This window comes from Acinetobacter sp. YWS30-1, from assembly GCF_033558715.1.
Classification (GTDB): domain Bacteria; phylum Pseudomonadota; class Gammaproteobacteria; order Pseudomonadales; family Moraxellaceae; genus Acinetobacter.
This window is the reverse complement of sequence record NZ_CP114606.1, coordinates 1-24,982: the sequence shown is the minus strand read 5'-3', so window position 1 is coordinate 24,982 and position 24,982 is coordinate 1. Positions and strand designations below refer to the sequence as shown.

Sequence of the window (24,982 nt, the reverse complement as noted above, 5' to 3'; positions counted from 1 at the left end):
TTTTTCACTTACTTTTTCACGCTTGGTGTTTTAAGGGTCACACTGTTGATTTTTACGGCTGTTTTCGGAACATCCTGATGCATGCCATAGTTTTGAGTAGGCACTTGAGCGATCTTATCGACTACTTCCATACCTTTTGTGACCCGGCCAAATACTGCATATCCGGCATTTCTTGTCGAACGGTCCAGAAAACTGTTATCTACTAGGTTAATAAAGAACTGTGCTTTAGCCGAATTAGGATCATTGGTACGTGCCATAGCCAAAGTGCCACGTTTGTTTTGCAAACCATTATCTGATTCATTCTTGATTGAAGCTTTATTATTGGCTTTTTCTTGCATGTTGAGATCAAAACCTCCGCCCTGAATCATGAAGCCTGGAATGACCCGATGGAAAATGGTTCCTGTATAGAAGTTGCTTTTGACATATTCTTCAAAGTTTTTCACCGTAATCGGTGCTTTGTCATTAAAGAGTTCAATTTCGATATTACCGGATGAGGTCTTCATCTCGATCAGGGTATTGGCAGCAAAACTTGGCAAGCTAAATGCGATCAACGCGATAGCAGATAATGATTTTTTTAACATTTTTTAACTCATCTACTGATAAAGAAAGGTTGAGATTCACAACATATTAATCTTTCATGACTAATAATGCAGTGACCTGCCGACTAAAGACAAGAGAATAATAATGAGCCATGCATTACTACAGGAGAAAAGCGTCCATCAATTTCCGCCTTGGCATTTGCAGGGGGAGGGTTTTATTCTGAATTACTGGATTACCCCTCATTTTATTCGTGAATTTCAGAGTTTTCGGATTGCGCCATCTCCACTTGGCCGTGTCGTTCAGGTTTTATTGGTGCGCTACCATCATTCTCCTGTGGGTCCTTATGATGAATTGCTGATTATGGATCATCCTTTAATTAGCAGACGGCGTCTTTCGACTATTCCGAAAATTTATGTCTCTACTCATGAATCTATTGTGCATGGTCAGCACTTGTGGGGTATTCCTAAAGAATATGCAGAGTTTGATTGGCAGGAACAGGGACAAGAAACGATTTGTCGCATAACTCATCGTGGGCAAAGCATGACGCTTCGTCTTAAAAAACCTAAATCTCCTCGTTCTTTCTATTTAAATAGTCATCATCTTCCAAGCTCCATGCTAAAAATCCGGCAAACCTGGAAATCCCAGCATTATCAGTTTAGCCCTCAATTTTGGGGTTATTTATCCAAGCTCATCCAAGCAGAGTGGCAAGATACTCAGGATATATTCCCGGATTTTTCTAAAGCTAAATATTTACAAAGCTTTTATGTACCTAAATTTAATTTAGTCTTTCCAGAAGCCAAGATCCATAAAAAATAAAAAAGGTGTTTCACGTGAAACACCTTTTTTACATCTATTTTTGAATCAGATCTTTTTATCCAGGAATTTACGGAAATTCTTGCTGAGTTCAATAACCTGCTTTTTCGAACGTTTATGAATTGGGGTCAGATTGATAAAACCATGTGCCTGATCCGTATATTCCTGATAGTACACTCGTACCCCATTCTCACGTAACTTCAGAGCATAGATTGAACCCTCATCATGCAACACATCATGACGGGCGGTAATCACATAGGCAGGCGGTAGATTCTTCAGTTCACCATAGGTCGGTGAAATCAGCGGATCGTCCAGTTCGACCTGATGTGTTTCAGCATATAGCTTGGTCACCAGATCAATATCCTGAGCTGAAAGTACCAGGCCCTGATTGTATGCATAAAAAGAAGGATGGCGGCTTTTAAAATCGACAGCCGGGTAAAGCAATAACTGTACGCGAGGTGCATAGATTTTATCGGCACTCCGCTGCGCAACCACTGCCGCCAGATTTCCACCTGCACTATCCCCTGCCACTACAATCTGGTTTTTATAGATTTTCAGCTGCTTAATGTTTTGATGTACCCAAGCCAGAGCATCTTCACAGACCTGTACCATCTGCAAAGGACTGTATTCGGGCGTTAGCGGATAAGCCACGCTGAGTACCTGCACCTTGGCATGCACCGCCAATAAACGGCAGAACTCATCATGCGTATCCAGACCACCCACTATAAATGCACCACCATGATAGAAAATGACCATCGGCAATTTTTTCTGTGGTGCCGGATGATAATGTCGGGCAAAGATAGTGCCATTTTGCAATGGCAAACGCAGATCCTCGACTGCCTTGACCGGCGTCGGTTTCGCCTGAATAGCTTTCATGCGTTCATCAAACAGTTGACGTGATCGCACCGCATCTTCACTAATAAAACCGTGCTGTCCCTGTTTGATCTGAATCGCCATCAAGCATTTTATATAAGGATCCAAATCAGGATAGTCATAAGGATAATCCAATGCTTTTACCAGACGTTCTTGTGCAAAGCTCGGCAGGCAATCCAGCAAGCGTGCTGCAGTGCCCTGCCCCTTATCCATTACAAATTTTGTGACCGGATTATTCGCACCCATGAGTTTTCATCCTTTTCCCATAATTCTTCATTTTTTCTACATGATTAGGGTTTTAGTGACCATATTCTTATATAAGTCTTAATATCAATGTACATAGATCATCTGCCAAATACGCTAACCTGAATTTAATCAGATGTCATTGACAGTTTAAGTGAGATTTTTACAGCACTTTTGCGACTTTGATGTAGAAGTCTGTATAAAAGGAGATAGCTTATGGCGATAAGAATAATAACGGTATCCTTAGCCACTGCATTTTTAGCCGTAGGCTGTGTGGCTTTTCCTGATGATGGTTATTATGACGGACGTTATGACCGTCGCGATCGAGGTTATGACTATCGTTATGATCAAGACCGCCGCTATGACCGGCAACGCTGGGAATATGAACAGCAACGTAAGAGGCTGGAACTAGAACGGCGCAAAAATATTCAGCAGCGTAACTGGAAACAGGAACGTCGTCGGCAAATAGAACTGGATCGTCGTAAAACTCAACTGGAACGACAACGTCTGGAACAGCAACGCAAGAATCTGAGTAACCAGCGTCAGAAACAGGCCCAGGCCGAACGTAAACGTCGCCAGCAGCTGGAACAACGTAAAAAAGTGGCAGAACAGCAGCGTAAACGGGTTCAGCAAAACCGCTCCAATAATCCACGCTGGAATGATCAGCGACGTAAACAGGAACAGCAGCGACCACGTAATCGTCGTGATTAGGCAGAATATAAATAAAAAAAGAAGCCCTGATTTAGATCAGGGCTTTTTTTATGGACTCGGTTTTATGGTTTTGATCTCATTCCAGTTATTTTCTTTGAATAGAAGAAATGTTTTTACTCAACACAGCCTTGATGAAGATGATCCCATTTTATAAGTCGAAAACCGTAGCAAATTTCAGGCAAAAAAAAGGCTTATCTAGAGAAAAGATAAGCCACGAAAACACATTTCTAAAAAGAGAAGAAACTACAGCGATAGAATCTGAAATGAATAATATAGCGTTGCTCATTTTTTGTGTAATACTTTATTGCTTAGTTATTAATCGCTTTTATGTCTAAAAAATAATCTGGACAAAAAAAAGCCGGACCATGTGTGAGGGATCCGACTGGAAAAAACAGCTTAAAAAATAAGGCAACAGCAACCTGGTTCAGCTCTCTCCTCAGAACAAGGTCGCTGTTAATGACGCTATGATGCACCGGTCTTAAAAATATTTAAAACAGATAAAAATTATTATTTCTATCTAAAAATACGATGCTACATTTATGAAAGTCATTAAATCTAAATAAATCCTAAAATTAATCTGTACTTGTGCTTGAATTTTTTGCCCCTGCCCCGATTTCTTTAAATAATTAAAAATTTCAATCATGGCAGTTCAGTATTAACGCAGTTAACTCTGACGCCCAAGGACTGTACATGTTTAAGAACCCATTTAAACGGAGTAAATCAATGGCAACTGAGCAGAACGAACAAGCTCAAGATCTTGAGCAAGAGCAAGCGACACAAGAGGTAGAGCAAACTCAAGCTGAACCTGAGCAAGTAGAAGTTACCGTTGAATCTTTACAAGAGCAGATTGCACAACTTGAAGGTGACTTAAAGTTAGAAAAAGCACGCACTGCCAATGCAGTTTACGAAGCACAAAAAAGTGTAGAACGTATCCAGCGTGAATCAGAAAAACATAAAGACACTGTTCTGGAAAAGTTCTCTAAAGAACTGCTAGATACAGTAGATAACCTGGAGCGCGCGATTGTTGCTGCAGGCGAAGAACAGGGCCCGTTACGTGAAGGCGTAGAACTGACCCTGAAAGCGTTGCTCAATACACTAGAGAAATTTGGTGTAGTCGCAGTTGATACCGCAAATGGTTTTAATGCTGAATTGCATCAGGCAGTCGGTATTGATCCAAATGCCAAATCTAATGAAATCGGTACAGTCTTGCAAAAAGGCTATGCCCTCAATGGTCGTTTATTACGTCCTGCAATGGTCATGGTTGGCGCTTAAGCGAAATAAATCGGGAGTTTGTGAAATTTTTTCTAAAAATTTACTTGAAAAAAATTGAACGGCTCTCATATCGGATAACAAGTGTAAATCACAAAAAAATTTTTGAGGAAACATCCAAATGGCTAAAATCATTGGTATTGACTTAGGTACTACAAACTCATGTGTTGCAGTACTTGAAGGCGACAAAGTTAAAGTTATCGAAAACGCTGAAGGCGCACGTACAACTCCATCTATTATTGCGTACAAAGATGGTGAGATCCTTGTTGGTCAATCAGCTAAACGCCAAGCGGTAACCAACCCTAAAAACACATTATTCGCGATCAAACGTCTGATCGGTCGTCGTTATGAAGACCAGGCAGTACAAAAAGATATCGGTCTGGTTCCTTACAAAATCCTGAAAGCTGACAATGGCGATGCTTGGGTTGAAGTAAACGACAAGAAACTTGCTCCACAACAGATCTCTGCAGAAGTTCTGAAAAAAATGAAGAAAACTGCAGAAGACTACCTGGGTGAAACAGTCACTGAAGCGGTGATTACTGTTCCTGCTTACTTCAACGATGCACAACGTCAAGCAACTAAGGATGCAGGTAAAATTGCAGGCCTAGAAGTTAAACGTATCATCAACGAACCAACTGCTGCGGCGCTTGCGTTCGGTATGGACAAGAAAGAAGGCGACCGTAAAGTTGCGGTATACGACTTGGGTGGTGGTACATTCGACGTTTCAATCATTGAAATTGCTGACCTTGATGGTGACCAGCAAATCGAAGTGTTATCAACTAATGGTGATACCTTCCTTGGTGGGGAAGACTTCGATAACGCATTGATCGACTACCTGGTTGAAGAGTTTAAGAAAGAACAAAACGTTAACTTGAAGAATGATCCACTTGCGTTACAACGTCTGAAAGAAGCAGCTGAAAAAGCAAAAATCGAGCTTTCTTCTTCTAACGCAACTGAAATCAACCTTCCATACATCACTGCAGATGCGACTGGTCCTAAACACTTAGTGATCAATGTAACTCGTGCAAAACTTGAAGGTTTAGTGGCTGATCTTGTAGCTCGTACCATCGAGCCTTGTAAGATTGCGCTGAAAGATGCTGGTCTTTCAACTTCTGACATCTCTGACGTAATTTTGGTAGGTGGTCAGTCTCGTATGCCACTTGTACAACAAAAAGTACAAGAATTCTTCGGTCGTGAACCACGTAAAGACGTGAACCCGGACGAAGCAGTCGCAATGGGTGCTGCGATCCAAGGTGCGGTATTGTCTGGTGATAAAACTGACGTACTTCTTCTTGACGTAACTCCACTAACTCTTGGTATTGAAACCATGGGTGGCGTGTTGACTCCAATCATTGAGAAAAACACGACGATTCCTGCGAAGAAATCTCAGGTGTTCTCAACTGCTGCGGACAACCAGCCTGCTGTAGACATTTCAGTTTACCAAGGTGAACGTAAAATGGCTCAACAAAACAAATTGTTGGGTAACTTCCAGTTAGGCGACATCCCACCTGCTCCACGTGGTGTGCCACAAATTGAAGTATCGTTCGACATCAATGCGGATGGTATCTTGAAAGTATCTGCGAAAGATAAGAGCACTGGTAAAGAGCAATCTATCCAGATCAAAGCAAACTCAGGTTTGTCTGATGCTGAAATCGAAGCAATGATCAAAGATGCTGAAGCAAATGCTGAAGAAGACCGTAAGTTCGAAGAGCTTGCAAAAGCACGTAACGAAGCGGATGCACTAGTTTCTTCTGCTCAAAAAGCAGTAAAAGATCTTGGCGAACAAGTGACTGCTGACGAAAAAACTGCAATCGAAACTGCGGTTTCTGAGTTAGAAGCGTCTACGAAAGAAAATGATGTTGAAGCAATCAAAGCGAAAACTGAAGCATTGCAAAACATTATTATGCCGATCACTCAACGTGCTTATGAAGCAGCTCAAGGCCAAGGCGGTGCACAAGGTTTCGATCCTAATGCATTTCAAGGCGGCGAAGGCCAAGCTCAAAAAGCAGATGACGGTGTAGTTGATGCTGAATTCACTGAAGTAAAAGATGACAAAAAATAATTTGTCACTTTGAGAAAAAGACCGCATTTTATGCGGTCTTTTTTTTGCTCAATGCATAGGCAATAGAATGTTTTTTAATTAAACTATAATGAAATAAATAACTTAAAAATAAAAACGTATGCAGAATTTTATTAAGCTTTTTCTTCTGGCTTCCGGGCTTGCGATCATGCTGCTCTACCCGATGGGCAATCTGCTTCTGATCTTACCGCCGAATGTGGTACTAGCACCTTTTAATTACCTGCAAACTTTCGGAATTGAAGCTTCTTTTTCCTTGGGTTTCCTGATTGCTATCATTGTATTACTGATCCTGGCTGTACCTCAGCGTTACCCTTCCGGAAAAGGTTTTATCATTCTAGCTATTGGATTGCTGAGCTATATTATTTTCCAGATCTTTAAATCTGAAATCACGCTGTATGCCTTTAATCACCAAACCAGACATTCCTATAACCTGAAATATTTAATTGAATTTATGATCTTCTTATTGAATGGTATAGGCCTTGGTTTTATCTATCATTCCAATATGCCAAGACAGATTGAACAGTGGAAAGGTAAAAAATCATAATCTGACCTGAACAGAACCGTGCATAAGCACGGTTTTTTATTGCCACTTTTTATCGCTCTGACGCTAGGATTTTGCTGGTTTTTTAGCTACATTGAGCCAAACAATATTTAAAAAAACACTATGCGTCTTTTAAGCTTTCTGGGGATTGTCGTTTTCATTGTGTCACTGTTTTTGTATCTACAAACCAAGACCCATCCACAATTAAAATTTAATTCCCTGGCTGACCGTTTGACCCATCCTTTTGATACGCGCCTACGTTTCCGGATTGACCAAGTCGATCCCGGTTTTGGCTTGACCCGTGATGAGGTCATTCAATTAAGTCAGGAAGCTATTCAGATCTGGCATGAAGGAACCAATCGCGATGATCTGATGGTCTATGATGAGAATGCTCAGCTGGCCATTCAACTGATTTATGATCAACGCCAACAGGACTATGAAGCCTTTAAAAAGGTTGAAAAAAAGTTACTTGCCGATGAAGCCAGATATCAGCGTGAAGTCAGCAATCTGCAAGTTTCACAGAAAAATCTGGAAGATCAGCAGCAACGACTGATCCAGCAAAAAAGTCAGCTTGAGTTTGAATTTCAAACCTTATTGCAACGCCGTCAACAAGCCAGCTCATCTGCCGAGCGTGAACAGCTTCAGTATGAGATGGAAATGCTCAAGCCTAAACTGGAAAGTTTTAAGCGCGAATATGCCTATCTTCAGGAACAGCTATCTTCATTTAATCAGCAAGTTTCTGTTCATCAAAACAGTGTGCAAAGCCATCAGCGAAATATCCAGCAGGCCCAGCAGCGTTTTCCCCCACGCCAGTTTCATAAGGGTATTTTTATGGGAGATAAGATCCAGATTTACCAGTTTGATGCCAAAGATGATTTACGTTTAACTTTGGCACATGAGCTGGGCCATGCCTTGGGTCTCTATCATCATAATGATCCGGAAGCCTTAATGTATCCTGTATTGGGTGAACAGAATCTGCAAGATTTCAAACTACGCCCGGCAGACAAGACCCTATTGTATACCCGATAACATTCAGGTTTTAATTCCCTATATTATTTATGTGTTTAGGCTAGTAGAAATACAACTTGGTTTCATTTCATGTTATTGTGAAGAACAGTAGGACGTCTTAGGCCAACTTTCTTGGAGATTCATGTGAGTTACTACCATATTTTAATTGAAGTAAATGACCACATTAGTACGATTGATGAAACCCGTGATATCGAGATCTTTGATATCGAGGATATTCAACCTTATCTTCATTCAATTTTGCTGCCTTATTTCAATGAACAGCTGATCGAGCTGGATGATGAAAATCTTGAATTTAAGGATATTTTGCATCTGCAAGTGAAACAGACTTTGTTACCGATCAATGACTTGATTGAGGAAGAACAGCGTCTGTTGCCGAGTGATACGGACATTACCATTACAGCCTACGAGATATTTAATAACCGCGAACTGAGTCAGGATGTCACTACAGTGATTTTTGACCTGCTTGAAGCGGTCAAACTGGAAAGCTAAGCTTTCTTCAGATATAAAAAAGTCCTCATATGAGGACTTTTTTATTCAACTTGATAGGTATTAGATCGAGAATGAAGATCCACAACCACAGGTCGTGGTCGCATTCGGGTTTTGTACCACAAAACGTGAACCTTCCAGACCTTCAACATAGTCAACCACTGAACCGACCAGATATTGATAGCTTAGAGAATCGACCAGCATTTTGACATCGCCATTGACGAATTCTGCATCATCTTCATTTTGGCTTTCCGCAAAGTTAAAGCCATAAGAGAAACCTGAACAGCCGCCACCGGTGACATACACACGGAGCATTAAGTCTTGGTTACCTTCACTGTCACGCAACTGGCGTACTTTATTTGCGGCATTGTCGGTGAGCACAAGCGCTTGAGCATTCATGGCGGATTCCTCTGTTGAATGGAATGTCTTTAAAAAGAAAAGACCATATTTCAAGTATAACACACTCAATATATGGTCAGTCTGTACAGATTAAAAGTCAAATCAGAGTAATTTTATCAGGATTGTTTATAGTTCTCATCCTGTAATGCACATTCGAAGTTTTTCGGATTCTGCTTGCAGCGGAATTGCCAGAGTAACTTCATCATACGTTTGTCATAAATACCGCGTTTGGTCAGATCAATCCGCGAATCACGCATCAGCTTTTGGTAACCTGGCTTATCTGCTTCAGGAATATCCATCCAGTATTTAGAGGGAATATCTGCCTTCATTTTACCCAAAATTCCAAAAGCACGTGGTAACTGGCTTTTCACCCATTCACGTGATTTTTGTCCATATCCTGCCGGGAATTTATCTGGACGAATAATAATATTACCGGTGACCTGCAATACCGGATAATTCACAATAGCACCCTTGCTACCCAAACCTTTATGCAGTTCTAGCGGTTTAAATACAGCAGCCGGCGCGCCAATAATATCGACCTGACCATTGTTAAATTTAGAGCCAAAGTTGGTCACATCGGCGCTGACTGCCTGTGCACCCACCTGTTGAACCATGATTTTTTGTGCTTCGTCATAGTCAAGTACAGCAATTTTTTTACCTGCTGCTTTTGCAACAGTATTAATACTCCGGTCATTGACCATCAGGAAGGCATCGCCTACCGGAATTACCCCTGCGACTTCATACTTGCCTTGAACCATGAGCTTGGCAAAGGTCGGACTCGCCAGGCCTTGCATAACTTTTACCGCCAGGTTCAGATCAGGAATTGCACCAATCGCATCGAGTGAACCAGTAAAACGGTTGAACTGACGGCCACGCATACCGGTAACACTGATCCCGTCACATTTACCGGCTTTAAAATCTTCTGCGACGACAGCTTCATTGGTATTTACCCTAAGCTCGATATCAGCACCCCAGTTTTTTGCAGCCAACTGATAGTCTTTCATTACGGCATAGACGTCACCATTTTTGCCGACCAGATCGAATACACATACCACCTGTTTAGCCTGCGTCAGACCTGAAACTGCCGTGAGTGCTGCACCTACAGCCAGGGCTTTCCATCCTCTCTGCATCATTTTGCTTTCCTTGATTGCCTTGTTTTTGTTATCTGCTTTAAGTGCTACATGTTATTGTTTTTTATACTAAACATGAAAACATTATTTTTAATCAGCTTAACTGCTTTGCTGTGATCTGCAATGGCAGATCTGACTTTGTTTAATATAAAAAAAGCTTAGATAAATCTAAGCTTTTTTCCTTAAAAATCAAATTATTCGCCAGAAAGTGAACATTCAAAGTTGGCTTTATCGACAGAGCAACGCGCACGTTTCAGTACCGACATCATGCTGGCATCATAGATTCCACGCTTGGTCATATCCATACGCCCTTCACGTAATAACTTCTGGTACTTGGTTTTATCTTCTGCACTCAGATTCAGCTTATATTTCGCTGGAATACCAGCTTCCAGACGATTAATCATCGCCATGCTCTTAGGCAGGTTTTTAATGAACCAGTCACGAGACTTCTGGCCAAAACCAGCCGGGAATTTCTCCGGACGGATCACAAAGTCAGAGGTGACATGCAGTACCGGGAAGTTAAACATCGCACCGCTATTGCCCAGACCTTTATAGATTTCGAGTGGCTTGTACGCATACGCCGGTGCGCCCACCATATCGACTTGGCCATTATTAAACTTGGCCACGAAGTTGGATACATCAGACACTACGGCCTGAGCACCTACACGTTGAACCATGATTTTTTGCGCATCATCATAGCCAAGAACAGCGAACTTCTTCCCTGCGGCTTTTTCAATAGAGTTGATGTTTTTGTCACGCACAAAGATAAAAGCTGAACCCAGTGGCGCAATCCCGGCCACCTCATACTTTTTACCGCCCATGGTCGTAACCATTTTAGCCGCATTACGCTTATCTAAAGCGAAGCTAATCGCACGCTGTGCAATGGCATTACTTGGAGCACCACCTAAGGCATCAATCGAACCGGCAAACTTGTTGTATTGACGGGCACGCATGGCGGTCATGAATACACCATCACATTTGCCAGCCTTAAAGTCATTGTCAGCGACGGCTTCATCCTGACGGGCGATCAGATTAATATCTGCGCCCCAGCCTTTTGCTGCCAGCGCCCATTCCTGAGCCATCTGGAAAGACTCGCCAGATTTACCAAGTAGGTCAAACACACAGATATTGACCTTTTCTGCATGTGCCACACCTGCAAAACCAAATGCAGAAAATGCAGCCAATGATAAGAGTGTTTTTTTCATTTTAGTTATCCTTTGAAATCTTGTTGTTAGCTGAGTGTCCGTACACGCGTCAAATATTAAGCAAATTTATTTCAAAAAAATAGAGCATTTACTCCAGATAAAAGTCATTTTTTGGCCTATAAAGATAAATGAGCTTTATCCAATTTCCTTTATCTAATTTTTTTATAAATATATCAGTATCTTAATGTTTTAACTTGGCTACTTTGAATTACATTTCATTCGCTGTAGTTACAAAGATATACATGATTTTAAAATTATTCACCACTGATTGAGCATTCGAAATTAGTTCTTTCTACAGTACAACGTGCCCGTTTTAATACTGTCATCATGCCAGCGTCATAGATGCCCTGTTTGGTTAAATCCATGCGTCCTTCACGCAGAATTTTTTGATAACTGACCTGTTCCTCACGGCTCAGGTTCAGAATATATTTACGCGGGATTTCTGCTTCCATACGTTTCACCATCGCGAAGCTGCGTGGTAACTGCTTAACAAACCATTGTCGGGAATTGGCTGCAAACTGTTCCGGAAATTTATCCGGTCGAATAATCAGATCTGCCGTGACATTGACCACCGGAAAGTTAATCATGGCTCCTTTTTGGCCCAGTCCTTTAGTCACTTCGAGAGGTTTAAAGGCATAAGCGGGCGCTGCCACAATATCCACTTCACCCTGATTAAATTTACGGATGAAATTGGAAATTTCCGAATTTACCGGTACAGCTTCTACCCGGTTCACCATAATGGTTTGGGCATAGTCATAATGCAGCACAGCAAACTTCTTGCCCTTAATATGTTCTAGCTTGTTCATATTACGATCACGGACAAAGATATAAGCAGGACCAATCTGGCCAATACCGGCTACTTCAAATTTTTCCTTGCCAATCTGAGTGGTCATGCGCTTGGTATTACGCTTATCCAGCACATAACTCACCGCTTTCATGGCAATGTCATTATTAGGAACGCCGCCAATGGCATCAATGGAGCCTGCAAATTTGTTATAAGCTCGCGCACGCATGGACGTCATATAGAAGCCATCGCATTTTCCGGCTTTGGCATCCTGATCGACTTTAGCTTCATCCTGATAAGCAATCAATTGAACCGTAGCCCCCCACTGCTTGCTGGCCAATGCCCACTCTTCCAGCAGCTTGAAGGATTCACCCGATTTTCCCAGTAAATCAAATACACAGACATTGACTGGGGCAGCATGTGCACTCGAAGCCCATAGGCCCAGTGCGGATAAAATTAAAAATCTATTTTTCATTTTTATTCTACTCAATATTATTATGAACCTTGATGGCTCTATCTTTCGGTTTTTAAACAAAATAGAGTATTTACTCAAAATATAGTTCATCATATATGAATCTATAAATTTTTAAAGCCTGAACAGGATAAGCTGCAACGAAGATTTTTTGTTTTCTTCCGGCTTTCCATTAGAATAGCGGCATTCTCTTTTGCTCTTGTTAGTAAGTTCAATGATTCAGTTAGACCAAGTTTCGTTACGCCGTGGTGGGCGAGTGTTATTTCAAAAAGCCTCCATGCAGCTTCATCCCGGCTGGAAAATTGGTTTAACCGGCGTGAATGGCGCAGGAAAATCAACCCTGTTTGCGGCTCTTTTAGGTGAGCTCAGTGCAGATGAAGGTTCACTAACCCGTCCATCCGTGTGGACCGTAGCGCATATGGCTCAGGAAATTAAAGCACTAGATATGCCGGCCATTGATTTTGTTCTGTCAGGCGATGAAGAGTATTGGGATATACAGGCCAAACTTGCGCATCCAGAACAGCTGTCCGATGCAGAACTGGCACAGCTACATGGCCGTTTCGACGAGATTCATGGCTATTCTGCACCATCAAAAGCAGCTCAGTTAATGGCCGGTCTGGGCTTTATGGATCATCAGATCCGTCTGGATGTTTCCAGTTTTTCAGGCGGTTGGCGGATGCGACTGAATTTGGCCCGTACCCTGATGAGCCGTTCCGACCTGCTATTACTCGATGAACCAACCAACCACTTGGATCTGGATGCGATCTTGTGGCTCGAAGATTGGTTAAAGGCGTATGAAGGCACTTTAGTGCTAATTTCGCATGACCGTGATTTTCTGGATGCTGTGACGGATCATATTCTGCATATCGAAAATCAGGAACTCACCCTCTATACCGGCAATTATTCAACTTTTGAAGTGACCCGTAGTGAACGTCTGGCGCAACAGCAACAAGCCTTTGAGAAACAGCAGGAAGCCCGGGCACATTTACAAAAATTTATTGACCGTTTTAAAGCCAAAGCGACCAAAGCACGTCAGGCCCAAAGTCGGATCAAAATGCTGGAGCGCATGCAGGATCTCGCCCCTGCTCATGTGGATACACCTTTTACCTTCAGTTTCCGTGAACCGACCAAAATGAGTTCACCACTTCTGGCCTTGGAACAGGCGGAAATTGGTTATGGCGATAAATCGATTGCCAGCAAAATTAACCTGCAAATCACCCCAAATTCTCGCATTGGTTTACTGGGAATGAATGGTGCGGGTAAATCAACCCTAATCAAAACCTTAGTCGGAGATTTGCCTTTATTAAATGGTCAACGTAAAGCCTCAGAATTACTCAATATCGGTTATTTTGCTCAGCATCAGATGGATGCTTTGGATGCTAATGCCAGCCCAATGCTACAACTGGCACGTATCGCCGATCCAAAAATCAGTGAAGCTTCTTTACGCTCTTTCCTCGGCAGTTTCGGTTTTAGCGGTGAGCGCATGGATACCCCATGTGAGAGTTTCTCTGGGGGTGAACGTGCACGTTTGGCTTTGGCTTTAATTGTTTGGCAGCGTCCAAATGTACTGATTCTGGATGAACCGACAAACCATCTGGATCTGGATATGCGCCATGCCCTGACTATGGCTTTGCAGGATTTTGAAGGTGCGGTGGTACTCGTTTCGCATGAACGTCAATTGATTGCGACAGTATGTGATGAATTGCTGTTAGTACATGCCGGACGTTGTACCGAATTTGAGGGTGATTTGCAGGACTATGCCAAATGGTTACGTGAAGCGCGTCAACAGCAGATCAATGCACAGAATGCCTTAGCCAAAGCACAGGTAGTAGAAACAGAAGCTAAACCTGTGGTGGTAGCCAAAGTAGATAAGGAAGCACAGCGCAAACTGGCCGCTCAGCGTCGTGAGCAGACTCGTCCGATTCGCAAGAATATCGAAAAATGCGAAGCGCAAATTGACAAGTTACAACCGCGTCTGGCAGAAATTGAAGAATTGCTGGCAGATAGCGCTTTATATGAAGCTGCACGTAAAGATGACTTGCTGAAACTTATGAACGAGCAAACTGAACTGAAACAGAAACTGGAAACTGCCGAAGAGCAAATGCTAGAACTGATGATGGAGCTAGAAAGTTTGGAGCAATCTTTTCAGGAAGGTTAAGTTTTAAACCTTGATTCAAATCTTAGAGATTAGCTGCAACTGGAGCTAATCTCTTTTTTATACTTTTTATATATTGCTCTCTCCATCTTTTCCCTGATTTTTTTATCGAAACCGTTTTTTGACATATTTTGTAGTGAATTACGCAAATCCTATATAAGTTTATTTTTTAAACACTCGGATGTCTTATTTCATACATTAATTTACAGCGATTTCTTGGCGCATAAGGCTCTAATAAAAGTGTTTTTTATTTTTGGTAGCCTTGATACGAGTCTGTTTAATGTTGAACTAGAGAGAGGAAATCCGCATGCGTGCTCTTACCTATCATGGTGCTCGGGATGTACGAGTTGAATCCGTTCCAGATCCAGTGATTCAGGAACCAGATGACGTCATTTTAAGGGTGACAGCGACTGCCATCTGTGGCTCAGATCTGCATCTATACCGGGGTAAAATCCCGGCCACTGAAGATGGCGATATTTTCGGCCATGAATTTATGGGAATTGTAGAAGAAGTCGGCCCTGAAGTCACAGAAGTCAAAAAAGGCGACCGGGTAATTATTCCTTTCGTGATTGCATGTGGTCACTGTTTTTTCTGTGAACATGAACTGATGGCTGCCTGTGAAAATACCAATACTGGCCGTGGTGCAATTATCAATAAGAAACAAATTCCACCAGGTGCGGCTCTGTTTGGTTATAGCCATTTATATGGCGGTGTACCAGGCGGACAGGCTGAATATGTTCGTGTGCCTAAAGGTAATGTGGGCCCATTTAAAGTGCCGGGATCATTACCGGATGAAAAAGTCCTGTTTCTGACTGATATCTTGCCTACTGCATGGCAGGCTGTAACCAATGCCCAGGTCACTCGCGGCTCCAGTGTTGCGATTTATGGTGCTGGTCCAGTTGGTTTACTGTCGGCTGCCTGCGCACGTATGCTAGGTGCCGAACAGATCTTTATGGTCGATCACCACCCTTACCGTCTGCGTTTCGCCCATCAAACTTATGGTGCAATTCCAGTGAATTTTGATGAAGTCGATGCAGCTGAATATATTATTCAAAATACTGCCGGTCATCGTGGTGTTGATGCCGTCATTGATGCGATTGGTTTCGAGGCCAAAGGCAGTTTGCTTGAAACTGTGATGACGAATCTAAAAATTGAAGGTTCGAGCGGCTTTGCCCTACGTCAATGTATCGCCGCAGTACGCCGTGGTGGTGTGGTGAGTGTGCCAGGCGTATATGCTGGTCCAATTCATGGCTTCCTGTTTGGTGATGCCTTCGATAAAGGCTTGACCTTTAAAATGGGTCAAACACATGTACATAAATTCCTGCCACAATTACTTGAATATGTAGAAAATGGCCAGCTGTCTCCAGAAGTGATTATTACCCATCGCATGAAACTGGAAGAAGCTGCTGAAGGCTATCGTATTTTCGATAAACGTGAAGAAGACTGCCGCAAGATTATTCTGACCCCATAAATACAATCATTAAAAAATAGAAAGCGCCGTTAGGCGCTTTTTTTATTTTTGATCACCATTTTATAAACCATACTTTTTCTATTTTCAGTTTTAAAAGTTCAGATCTATTGCCTGTTTATCAAATGAACTGGCACTAGGTCACGTGATGATCCAGCTTAAAGAAACTAAGCTATAGAAGTAAAAGTTAGAAAAATCTATAAGCCTATGATTCAGTAATAAAAAATTGAAAGTTCACTTGATTATTAAATTAATTGTGTAGTTTCACTACAGTGAAGATTTTTAGAATTAAAATATGTTCCACGCTGATTATTAATTAAATCTACAATATTAATATAAGCTATTAATTTTTAGCTGGTTTATATAATTTTTCCATTAAAAACAGATAAAAATTCACCTGAACTGGTTGCTTTTAAGAGCAGAGAAGTTATGGCTCCAACTAGTCTTTTAAATTCAAAAACCTATTTTAAATTTAAAAACACTTATCCACAAGATATAGAAATTAAATTTGAATTTAAAAAAATGAGAGATAAGAAAGGCAATATAACTTGTGGATAAATACTATCTTATTCACATAAAAAATATGGATAACTTTGCAGTTATCCACACGATTGATCAAGGTTTAAGCAAGATTTAAAACAACACTATTCAAATATTTTTAAAAAATTTCGAAGTAACTTAATAAATCATTGAAATTCAGGATTTCAAAAATCTAAGTTCTAGAATTTTCCATTCATCCTCTAGCTTCCAGATCTCCTGAAGACGCTGTTTATTATTTTCCAGTCCAATCAAGATCCGGCATTCGGTCTGATCTTCATTGTACTCGTATTCTTCATATTCTATGTCTGGCTTCAGCGGTTTCCATACACCGTTTTGTACCGCATGAGCGATCCGGTCATAACGCAGATAACTTCCTTCTACGCGGCCTTCCTGTTCAAAAACCACCTGAAAGTCCTGATGTTCGTAGTGGCGCAGCACATCATAGTCGCCACTATAGAATGCATTGGCCCAGATCTCACGTATTTCTTCAAGCTGGCTATCCATGGATAAACCTCTTTATAAATAAGACTTGATTCTACTGAACCAGGCTTTTTTGAAACCTAATATCAGCGGATCATTGGTCTAAAAACTGCTTAGATTAAAATTATTCTAAACAGTTCATCCGGCATTAATAGAAAATTTACGTAAAAAAAGCGCCTTAAAAGGCACTGCTGTCCCATAGTTTGCTTTAAATAAAAAAACCTGAGTCCTAACAGTTAAAATATGAGTGCAAACAAACACTTTAACGACCAGGATTCAGGTTTTGTCACATCAGAATACCGTATTTCATGAGCTAATTAAACCTGTTGTGCGACAGGATTTTGAACAACTTGCTAAAGTGCACCATGTTGGACAGAAATTTAGAGCGGCTTCCCGGTGGGATCAGTTTATTGCCATATTGATGTCTCAATTCTCTTGTAGGCAAAGTCTGAGAGATATTCAATCCAATCTGGAGTGCCAACAGGAAAAGCTAAGTCATCTCGGAGCAAAGTCTATTCCCCGAAGCACGCTGGCACGAATCAATGAGCAGCAGCCTGCTGCCTTGTATCAACAGCTATTTTACAAGTTGCTTAAATACTATGACCACTCAAAAGTCGCTCATAAATTTCGCTTTAAGAATCCCTTGTATTCCTTGGATGCCAGTCATATTGACCTGTCGCTTTCCTTATGTGAATGGGCCAAAGTTCACGACTCAAAAGCCAGCATGAAACTCAGTATAGGATTGAATCACAGCAATGATATTCCTGAGTTTGTTGCAGTTGAAAATGGCAAAGAAAATGACATGGTACAAGGCCGCAAATTCCAGTTTCCTGCTGGCAGCATTGTAGTTTTTGATAAAGGCTATGTCGATTACCAATGGTATGCAAATCTGACTGCTCAAAACATTGGATTTGTCACACGTTTTAGGCCTAAATCTGTGTATCAGGTGATCCAGCAACATCCAGTGCTTGAATCCAAAGGTATTCTAAAAGATGAAACCATTCAGCTGAATAGCGCACATGCCCTAAAAAGAAAAGCCCCAGTGTTAAGAAGAATTGAATATAGAGATCAGCAAAGTGGCAAGCACTTTAGCTTTCTCAGCAATAACTTTCATTTAGCCGCCTCCACCATTGCGGCGATTTATAAAGATCGTTGGAAAGTTGAGCTGTTCTTTAAGGCGATTAAGCAGAATCTCAAATTAAAAGCGTTTCTAGGTCGCAGCAGGAACGCAATTCAGACACAAATCTGGATTGCGATGATCGCCTATTTATTGGTGAGTTTCGCTCAACATTTAGGAAAAACAGGTTGGACAGTTCAACGTTTACTCAGAATAATTCAAGTGAATTTGTTTGAAAGAAGAACTTTAAAAGCTTTATTTTCACCCGATAAAATACCCATAAAACAAGAGGAAGCTCATTTGAGCTTCCTCTTGTGAAAAATTGTGGGACAGCAGTGCCTTAAAAGGCGCTTTTTCGTTTCGATTTATTCCAATGGATCAGGTATCAATATCAGCATTCAAGGCATTTTCTTCAATGAAGGCACGACGCGGTTCCACATCATCCCCCATCAAACAAGAGAACATGCGGTCTGCTTCAATTGCATCCTGCACCGTCACTTGTAGCATGTTACGGTTTTCTGGATCCATCGTGGTTTCCCACAGCTGGTCTGCGTTCATCTCACCCAGACCTTTATAACGCTGGATCATCATGCCGCGGCGAGAGTCTTGCAGAATGTGCTGCCAAACCTGATGGAAACTGCTGACCTGAATCTTGCGCTCACCTTTCTGTAAATAAGCACCCTCTTCAAGCAGCGTGAACCAGCTTTTCGAATTTTTCAGTAAACGTGCATATTCACTTGAGCTGAGCAGGCTAGCATCTAGCAGGTAATGATGCGGCAGGTTATGCACATAAATCGTAATCCTCGGCAACCAGCTTTCTACGATCTGGCCATCAACGTCTTTTTCAAAACGTTCCAGACTCAATTCAGGACGTAAACTTGGCTGGATTTTTTCAATCGCTGCACGCAGGTCTTCACCCCAGGTTTCCACATACGCTTTATCTTCCAGCTGATCCAGCTTGAATGCTTCGAGTGAAATCAACGCATCCAGCAAGCTTGCAGGATAACGTACAGTTAAACGTGCCAGGCTCTTCTGTGAAGTTTGATAATCAGTAATCACATTGGCCAGAGCTTCACCACGAATCGCAGGGGCATCGGCACTGATATGCAGTTCCAGCTCATCAATCGCATTCGAAATCAGGTAAGTTTCCAGTGCATCATTGTCCTTGATGTACTGTTCCTGCTTGCCTTTTTTCAACTTGTACAATGGTGGCTGTGCAATATAAATATGACCGCGTTCCACCAGTTCCGGCATTTGACGGAAGAAGAAGGTCAACAGCAACGTACGAATATGTGAACCATCCACGTCAGCATCGGTCATGATGATGATTTTGTGATAACGCAGCTTGTCCGGGTTATATTCTTCACGACCAATCCCACAGCCGAGTGCCGTAATCAGCGTACCCACTTCTGCAGAAGAAATCATACGGTCAAAACGGGCACGTTCCACGTTCAGGATCTTACCTTTTAGCGGCAGAATTGCCTGCATCTTACGGTTACGGCCCTGTTTTGCAGAACCGCCCGCAGAGTCACCTTCGACCAGGTACAGTTCAGATAAAGCTGGATCTTTCTCTTGGCAATCCGCCAGTTTACCTGGAAGACCGGCGATATCCAGCGCGCTCTTACGACGGGTCATTTCACGGGCTTTACGCGCCGCATCACGGGCACGCGCTGCATCAATGATCTTGCCTGCAATTGATTTAGCCGCCTGTGGATTCTCTAACAGATATTCAGAGAATGCCTTGTTCATGGCCTGCTCAACGGCAGATTTCACTTCACTCGATACCAGTTTTTCTTTGGTTTGTGAAGAGAATTTCGGATCCGGCACTTTTACTGACACAATCGCAGTCAAACCTTCACGCGCATCATCACCTGAAACCACAACTTTTTCTTTTTTCAGGATATTTTCACTGTCCATGTAGTTATTTAAACCACGGGTCAGTGCTGCACGGAAACCGGCTAAGTGAGTACCGCCATCTTTTTGCGGGATGTTGTTGGTAAAGCAGCGTACATTTTCCTGATAAGAATCATTCCATTGCAGTGCAACTTCTACACCAATGCCATTTTCCGCCTGAGTGGTGAAATGGAAAATGTCATTCAGGTGGGTTTTACCTTGGTTAATGTACTTAACAAACTCAGCCAAACCGCCTTCATAGTCAAAAATGTATTCGGCATTGATACGTTCGTCACGTAATACGATTCGTACACCTGCATTCAGGAAGGAAAGTTCACGTAAACGACGTGCCAGAATATCGACATTAAAAATGGTCTGGCTAAAGGTTTCAGCACTTGGCCAGAAACGCACGCGAGTACCGGTCTTATCGGTCTCACCTACTACTTTTAACGGGAATTGTGGGTCACCATGACGGTATTCCTGTTCATGGATTTTACCGGCACGATGAATAGTTAATTCCAGTTTTTCTGACAACGCATTTACTACGGATACACCTACACCGTGCAGACCGCCAGAAACTTTATAGCTGTTATCATCAAACTTACCGCCAGCATGCAGAATGGTTAGAATCACTTCTGCAGCAGACACGCCTTCTTCAGGGTGAATGTCGGTCGGAATACCACGGCCATTGTCTGATACTGAAACTGATTCATCTTCATGAATAGTCACTAAAATTTCATCACAGTGACCTGCCAGCGCCTCATCAATCGAGTTATCTACGACCTCGAAGACCATGTGGTGTAAGCCGGTACCATCGTCTGTATCACCAATGTACATGCCTGGACGCTTACGTACTGCGTCTAAACCACGTAATACCTTGATGCTAGAGGAATCATAAGCTTTTTCAGTGGTTTGTTCTGTTTGAGAAGCAGCTTGATCTTCTGAACTCATGGTTTCTCCCTAGTGAAATATAGGTTTATCCAAAGATAGGTAAAAATTTAAAAACTATTGCACAACAACTTGAACTGTACCGTTTTCAACATTGAATAACTGATATGAGATAGACAGATCATGTAGGTGCTTTTGTACTGATTCATGGTCTAAAGTGGTAATAAAAACTTGACTACCAAGCTGGCTCAATCGCTCAATTAAACGTTGTTGTGCGGTTAAATCTAATTCTGCTGTCACATCATCTAATAATACCACAGTTTCCTTATTACAAGAATGCAGCATTGCGATTTGCGACAGTTTAAGTGCCATCATTAAAAGCTTTTTTTGTCCACGGGACAGGATCACATCAGCATCCCCCAAAGGGGTCTTGATACGCAAATCTGCGCGATGTGGACCATATTCGGTATAGCGTCGTTCCACATCTTTATCATGATGATTGGTCAGGTCATTCAGCAGGCCGTTTTCGCTGTGAAAGCCAGGGCTGTATTCCAGAGAAATCTCCAGATCAGGCAGTAGATGCTTGAGATCATCCTCAAAAAATGGCTTCCACTGTTCCACGATGCCGACACGCTGGGAGTGCAAAATCTCGCCATACTCACTCAGCATCTGGTTCCACGGTTCCAGATCAGACAAACTTAGAAAACGTTTGGATTTAAGCAGGCTGTTCCGCTGTTTTAAGGCTCGTGAATAATATTGCCAGGCATGATAAAACTCTGGTTCCACGTGGAACATTAACCAGTCCAATAACTGACGACGTGGTTTGGCGCCATGATCGATAATATCGGTACTTTGTGGATCAAGCAGTTGTAAGGGCAACATTTTAGCAAGCTGGCCTTGAGTCGCAATCGCATCGCCATTAACCTTAATCAGCTGTTCCCCGCTGGCCATTTTTTGCATGCCGACTTTTTCAGTTTCCGATTGGGCGAACACAATCGCATCCGAGGCGCCATGCTGAATGTAATTTTTCGGGATATGGGTACGAAAGGAGCGTCCTGTGGCCAGTAAATGAATAGCTTCCAGTACTGAAGTCTTGCCTGAACCATTCTGGCCATAAAAAACATTAAACGGTTGCAATCCCTGGAGTGCAACCGTTTTTAAGTTTCGTACACGTTCAATATGAAGACGCGTAATATGCATAGCGTTGGCTTAACTCAGCTGTCGCTTAGACACGCATTGGCATCACGACATAAGTCTGATCGGTATGAGATGGATCTTGAACCAGCACAGACTGATTCGCTTCAGTCATGGTCATCGATACATCTTCACCGTCCAGTACCCCTAGCACTTCAATCAGGTATTGCGCATTGAATGACATTTCCAGTGGTGCATCTGCATACTGGATGGCCAGATCTTCAATCGCCTCATCCTGTTCCGGGTTATTGGCACGAAGTTGTAATGAACCGGCATTAAAGTTCAGGAATACGCCACGCAGTTTTTCATTACTCAAAATAGCCACGCGTTGTAAAGATTGCTTAAACACGTCATGCGCAATAATCACATTCTTGTCGCCACCACGTGGAATCACACGGCGGTAGTCCGGGAATTTACCGTCAATCAGTTTCGTAGTGAAACGAACTGTGATATCGGTCTGTTCTTTATCACGGCTGGCCATGCGAATGGTCACATTCAATAATTCACGACCAATCAGCAGAGAAAGCTGCTCATCTTCAACGCTTAATAAACGTTGTAATTCAGCGACTGCCTTACGTGGAACAATGGCTTGAATCGGTTGAGTTGCAGTCGATTGTGCTGCTGTTTCACACAGTGCCAAGCGGTGACCATCTGTCGTTACCGCACGAAGCTGATTGGCGTCAATTTCAAGTAAAGTACCGGTCAGGTAGAAACGCACATCCTGCACTGCCATTGCGAAAGCCGTTTTTTCAAACAGACGCTTTAATTCGCGCTGAGTCACAGTCACTTGCGTGCCTTGAGTATTTTCAGTATTCAGTAATGGATAGTCATCCGCAGGCAAAGTACCGAGCACAAAACGACTATTTCCAGATTTCAGGATACAACGCTGGTCATCGGTAATTTGCAGGTCGATCAGGGCTGCTGATGGCAAAGATTTACAGATATCAATCAGCTTACGTGCTGGAACAGTGGTTTCACCGGCTTGCAGGCATGCACCTTCAGCCAACTGTGTGCTGGCAACCAGTTCCACTTCCAGATCCGAACCAGTGACGGTCAAAGCTTCAGCAGTCACCTGGATTTTCAGGTTTGAAAGAATATTTAAGGTATGGCGACGTTCAACCGCTCCTACGACATGTGAGAGAACATTCAGTAAGCTTTCTTTCGCGATTTTTAAACGCACGGTACATTCCTCTAAAGCTGAAGATTAATAAGATAAAAGTTGAATTTTTAGCAGTTAACTATGCGGCAAAACAGGCCGCATAGCAAGAACAGAATTTGAGCGTTTTAGGTCAACTCTGCAACAGGCGTTGCAGGTTTTTATAGTCCTCATTGAAGATCGGATCTTCTTCACGCAAGCTCTGTACTTTTTCGCAGGCATGCATGACTGTACTGTGATCTCGACCACCAAAAGCCATACCAATTTCCGGGAAACTGTCTCCAGTCAGTTCACGTGCCAGACCCATTGCAAGCTGACGTGGACGGGCATAAATACGGGTACGTTTTGGACCTACCAGCTCTTTAAGCGGAATGCGGAAATATTCACTCACTACACGCTGGATATTTTCAGTGCTGATGGTCCGGGCACGAATTGCGAGGACATCTTTCAAAGACTCACGCACCACATCCAGATCAATCGGTGTTCCTTTAAAACGCGAGATCGCCACCACTTTGTTTAGCGCACCTTCCAGTTCACGGACGTTCGCTACTACTTGTTGGGCGATAAATAGCGCACAGTTACGTGGTAAATCTACACCGGTGTTTTCGGCTTTTTTCAGCAAGATTTCAATTCGGGTTTCGATATCGGGTGGTTCCACACCCACAGAAAGTCCCCAGGAAAAACGTGAAACCAGACGTGGGTCCAGTTCGGTCAATTCTTTAGGGTAACGATCCGAGGTCAGGATAATTTGCTTCGATTCATCCAATAGCGCGTTAAAGGTATAGAAGAATTCAACCAGACTGGCTTCTTTACCTGCCAGCAAATGAATATCATCGACTAGCAAAAGATCCAATGAACGGCAGTTTTTTTTGAACTCTTCAACCTTGCCCTGTTGTAGGGAACTGACAAAATCCTGCACAAAGCTTTCCGCAGTCATATACATTACGCGGGCATTCGGCTTGGCCTGCAATAAAGCATTACCAACGGCTTGCATCAAGTGGGTTTTGCCCAGACCAGTCGGACCATATAAAAATAGCGGGTTATGTTGTGAAGCCCCGAGTTGGGTTAATACCTTACGACAGGTTTCAGCTGCCATCTGGTTAGAACGACCTTCAACAAATAACGAAAACGTAAATAAAGGGTTCAGCTGACGTTTACGGCTATTTTTGCCTGAATCTTCTTTTTCTTTCTTAGGACGCGGTGCTGGCGCAACCACAGGTGCAGATTCCAAAGCCGCTGTTGTCGTCGCTGGCTGTTCACTGGCAGATAAAATTGCACCTGGACGTGAATCCACCAGAATTTCAACTTTACGTACGCGACCTTCAGACAGCTGTTCGGCCAAAATCGAAATCAGTTCCAGATGATGCTCTTGAATGTAGCGCGTCCAATACGGATTAGGTGCATAAAGACGCAGGGTATCGTCCAGCTCTTCTGCAACCAACGGGCGAATCCACATTGTAAAGACATTTCCAGAGAGCTCTTGTCGCAAGCGATTTAAGCAGTCTGTCCAAAGCAT

21 protein-coding genes are annotated in these 24,982 nt (G+C 42.6%); 10 read left to right on the top strand and 11 right to left on the bottom strand.

All coding sequences use genetic code 11. The features are described 5' to 3' along the window. Positions 1–8: 8 nt before the first annotated feature. On the bottom strand, positions 9–581 hold the full coding sequence (locus tag O4M77_RS00105) for a peptidylprolyl isomerase (RefSeq protein WP_323713655.1): 573 nt from the start codon (positions 579–581) through the stop codon (positions 9–11). A gap of 103 nt (positions 582–684) precedes the next feature. Here O4M77_RS00105 and O4M77_RS00100 point away from each other — a divergent pair, with 103 nt between their 5' ends. Further along, on the top strand, positions 685–1,356 hold the full coding sequence (locus O4M77_RS00100) for an acetoacetate decarboxylase family protein (protein WP_323713654.1): 672 nt from the start codon (positions 685–687) through the stop codon (positions 1,354–1,356). A gap of 45 nt (positions 1,357–1,401) precedes the next feature. Here the strand turns inward: O4M77_RS00100 and O4M77_RS00095 are convergent, their stop codons facing one another. Beyond that, positions 1,402–2,472 carry an alpha/beta hydrolase gene (locus tag O4M77_RS00095; protein WP_323713653.1) on the bottom strand — a complete coding sequence of 357 codons (1,071 nt, stop codon included), beginning with the start codon at positions 2,470–2,472 and terminating at the stop codon, positions 1,402–1,404. A 213-nt stretch (positions 2,473–2,685) separates the two neighbouring features. On the opposite strand from O4M77_RS00095, the gene O4M77_RS00090 reads away from it, so the two are divergent. The 6 genes from O4M77_RS00090 (at position 2,686) to O4M77_RS00065 (ending at position 8,588) form a co-directional block, all read left to right on the top strand. Beyond that, positions 2,686–3,180: a hypothetical protein gene (locus O4M77_RS00090; RefSeq protein ID WP_323713652.1), complete on the top strand. Its 495-nt coding sequence runs from the start codon at positions 2,686–2,688 to the stop codon at positions 3,178–3,180. A gap of 723 nt (positions 3,181–3,903) precedes the next feature. Then, positions 3,904–4,452, top strand: coding sequence for a nucleotide exchange factor GrpE (gene grpE / locus O4M77_RS00085; RefSeq protein WP_166138659.1), 549 nt, complete (start codon positions 3,904–3,906; stop codon positions 4,450–4,452). Between the two features lie 118 nt (positions 4,453–4,570). Further along, positions 4,571–6,511, top strand: a complete 1,941-nt coding sequence (gene dnaK, locus O4M77_RS00080) for a molecular chaperone DnaK (RefSeq protein WP_104426786.1) — start codon at positions 4,571–4,573, stop codon at positions 6,509–6,511. 118 nt (positions 6,512–6,629) lie between these two features. Further along, positions 6,630–7,073 carry a hypothetical protein gene (locus tag O4M77_RS00075; RefSeq protein WP_180139123.1) on the top strand — a complete coding sequence of 148 codons (444 nt, stop codon included), beginning with the start codon at positions 6,630–6,632 and terminating at the stop codon, positions 7,071–7,073. A gap of 120 nt (positions 7,074–7,193) precedes the next feature. Then, positions 7,194–8,099 carry a matrixin family metalloprotease gene (locus tag O4M77_RS00070; protein ID WP_034171331.1) on the top strand — a complete coding sequence of 302 codons (906 nt, stop codon included), beginning with the start codon at positions 7,194–7,196 and terminating at the stop codon, positions 8,097–8,099. 111 nt (positions 8,100–8,210) lie between these two features. Beyond that, the gene (locus tag O4M77_RS00065; RefSeq protein WP_162835342.1) at positions 8,211–8,588 is read left to right on the top strand and encodes a hypothetical protein; all 378 of its coding nucleotides are present in this window, start codon (positions 8,211–8,213) and stop codon (positions 8,586–8,588) included. Positions 8,589–8,648: 60 nt separating this feature from the next. Here O4M77_RS00065 and erpA read toward each other — a convergent pair whose 3' ends face one another. The 4 genes from erpA to O4M77_RS00045 all read right to left on the bottom strand — a co-directional run bounded on the left by erpA (position 8,649) and on the right by O4M77_RS00045 (position 12,578). Continuing rightward, a complete protein-coding gene (erpA, locus tag O4M77_RS00060; RefSeq protein ID WP_004780362.1) occupies positions 8,649–8,984 on the bottom strand; it encodes an iron-sulfur cluster insertion protein ErpA in 336 nt (111 codons plus the stop codon). 116 nt (positions 8,985–9,100) lie between these two features. Further along, complete coding sequence (locus O4M77_RS00055; RefSeq protein ID WP_166139095.1) at positions 9,101–10,114, bottom strand: putative solute-binding protein; 1,014 nt, start codon at positions 10,112–10,114, stop codon at positions 9,101–9,103. Between the two features lie 194 nt (positions 10,115–10,308). Continuing rightward, complete coding sequence (locus tag O4M77_RS00050) at positions 10,309–11,319, bottom strand: putative solute-binding protein (RefSeq protein WP_180048235.1); 1,011 nt, start codon at positions 11,317–11,319, stop codon at positions 10,309–10,311. Between the two features lie 254 nt (positions 11,320–11,573). Then, positions 11,574–12,578: a putative solute-binding protein gene (locus tag O4M77_RS00045; RefSeq protein WP_180048234.1), complete on the bottom strand. Its 1,005-nt coding sequence runs from the start codon at positions 12,576–12,578 to the stop codon at positions 11,574–11,576. Between the two features lie 211 nt (positions 12,579–12,789). On the opposite strand from O4M77_RS00045, the gene O4M77_RS00040 reads away from it, so the two are divergent. Further along, a complete protein-coding gene (locus O4M77_RS00040; RefSeq protein ID WP_180070371.1) occupies positions 12,790–14,733 on the top strand; it encodes an ATP-binding cassette domain-containing protein in 1,944 nt (647 codons plus the stop codon). A gap of 304 nt (positions 14,734–15,037) precedes the next feature. Continuing rightward, entirely contained in the window at positions 15,038–16,201 is a 1,164-nt protein-coding gene (locus O4M77_RS00035) for a zinc-dependent alcohol dehydrogenase (RefSeq protein ID WP_159124281.1), read from the top strand. 693 nt (positions 16,202–16,894) lie between these two features. On the opposite strand, the gene O4M77_RS00030 is transcribed toward O4M77_RS00035, so the two are convergent. Further along, complete coding sequence (locus O4M77_RS00030; RefSeq protein ID WP_180012252.1) at positions 16,895–17,242, bottom strand: hypothetical protein; 348 nt, start codon at positions 17,240–17,242, stop codon at positions 16,895–16,897. 259 nt (positions 17,243–17,501) lie between these two features. Here O4M77_RS00030 and O4M77_RS00025 point away from each other — a divergent pair, with 259 nt between their 5' ends. Further along, positions 17,502–18,653 carry an IS4-like element ISAbe18 family transposase gene (locus tag O4M77_RS00025; RefSeq protein WP_194088144.1) on the top strand — a complete coding sequence of 384 codons (1,152 nt, stop codon included), beginning with the start codon at positions 17,502–17,504 and terminating at the stop codon, positions 18,651–18,653. A 60-nt stretch (positions 18,654–18,713) separates the two neighbouring features. Here O4M77_RS00025 and gyrB read toward each other — a convergent pair whose 3' ends face one another. The 4 genes from gyrB to dnaA all read right to left on the bottom strand — a co-directional run bounded on the left by gyrB (position 18,714) and on the right by dnaA (position 24,982). Further along, positions 18,714–21,179, bottom strand: a complete 2,466-nt coding sequence (gene gyrB, locus O4M77_RS00020; RefSeq protein WP_166139278.1) for a DNA topoisomerase (ATP-hydrolyzing) subunit B — start codon at positions 21,177–21,179, stop codon at positions 18,714–18,716. Between the two features lie 54 nt (positions 21,180–21,233). Further along, positions 21,234–22,316: a DNA replication/repair protein RecF gene (recF, locus tag O4M77_RS00015; protein ID WP_179993059.1), complete on the bottom strand. Its 1,083-nt coding sequence runs from the start codon at positions 22,314–22,316 to the stop codon at positions 21,234–21,236. Positions 22,317–22,341: 25 nt separating this feature from the next. Continuing rightward, positions 22,342–23,490 carry a DNA polymerase III subunit beta gene (gene dnaN, locus O4M77_RS00010; protein WP_159124285.1) on the bottom strand — a complete coding sequence of 383 codons (1,149 nt, stop codon included), beginning with the start codon at positions 23,488–23,490 and terminating at the stop codon, positions 22,342–22,344. Between the two features lie 109 nt (positions 23,491–23,599). Then, entirely contained in the window at positions 23,600–24,982 is a 1,383-nt protein-coding gene (gene dnaA, locus O4M77_RS00005; RefSeq protein ID WP_004780349.1) for a chromosomal replication initiator protein DnaA, read from the bottom strand.

Coding starts and splice junctions, on each gene's coding strand:
- grpE (WP_166138659.1), top strand. CDS start 3,904: ATGGCAACTGAGCAGAACGAACAAGCTCAAGATCTTGAGCAAGAGCAA.
- dnaA (WP_004780349.1), bottom strand. CDS start 24,982: ATGCTTTGGACAGACTGCTTAAATCGCTTGCGACAAGAGCTCTCTGGA.
- O4M77_RS00090 (WP_323713652.1), top strand. CDS start 2,686: ATGGCGATAAGAATAATAACGGTATCCTTAGCCACTGCATTTTTAGCC.
- O4M77_RS00070 (WP_034171331.1), top strand. CDS start 7,194: ATGCGTCTTTTAAGCTTTCTGGGGATTGTCGTTTTCATTGTGTCACTG.
- O4M77_RS00055 (WP_166139095.1), bottom strand. CDS start 10,114: ATGCAGAGAGGATGGAAAGCCCTGGCTGTAGGTGCAGCACTCACGGCA.
- O4M77_RS00075 (WP_180139123.1), top strand. CDS start 6,630: ATGCAGAATTTTATTAAGCTTTTTCTTCTGGCTTCCGGGCTTGCGATC.
- O4M77_RS00100 (WP_323713654.1), top strand. CDS start 685: ATGAGCCATGCATTACTACAGGAGAAAAGCGTCCATCAATTTCCGCCT.
- O4M77_RS00045 (WP_180048234.1), bottom strand. CDS start 12,578: ATGAAAAATAGATTTTTAATTTTATCCGCACTGGGCCTATGGGCTTCG.
- O4M77_RS00095 (WP_323713653.1), bottom strand. CDS start 2,472: ATGGGTGCGAATAATCCGGTCACAAAATTTGTAATGGATAAGGGGCAG.
- erpA (WP_004780362.1), bottom strand. CDS start 8,984: ATGAATGCTCAAGCGCTTGTGCTCACCGACAATGCCGCAAATAAAGTA.
- O4M77_RS00040 (WP_180070371.1), top strand. CDS start 12,790: ATGATTCAGTTAGACCAAGTTTCGTTACGCCGTGGTGGGCGAGTGTTA.
- dnaK (WP_104426786.1), top strand. CDS start 4,571: ATGGCTAAAATCATTGGTATTGACTTAGGTACTACAAACTCATGTGTT.
- gyrB (WP_166139278.1), bottom strand. CDS start 21,179: ATGAGTTCAGAAGATCAAGCTGCTTCTCAAACAGAACAAACCACTGAA.
- O4M77_RS00105 (WP_323713655.1), bottom strand. CDS start 581: ATGTTAAAAAAATCATTATCTGCTATCGCGTTGATCGCATTTAGCTTG.
- O4M77_RS00035 (WP_159124281.1), top strand. CDS start 15,038: ATGCGTGCTCTTACCTATCATGGTGCTCGGGATGTACGAGTTGAATCC.
- O4M77_RS00050 (WP_180048235.1), bottom strand. CDS start 11,319: ATGAAAAAAACACTCTTATCATTGGCTGCATTTTCTGCATTTGGTTTT.
- O4M77_RS00030 (WP_180012252.1), bottom strand. CDS start 17,242: ATGGATAGCCAGCTTGAAGAAATACGTGAGATCTGGGCCAATGCATTC.
- recF (WP_179993059.1), bottom strand. CDS start 22,316: ATGCATATTACGCGTCTTCATATTGAACGTGTACGAAACTTAAAAACG.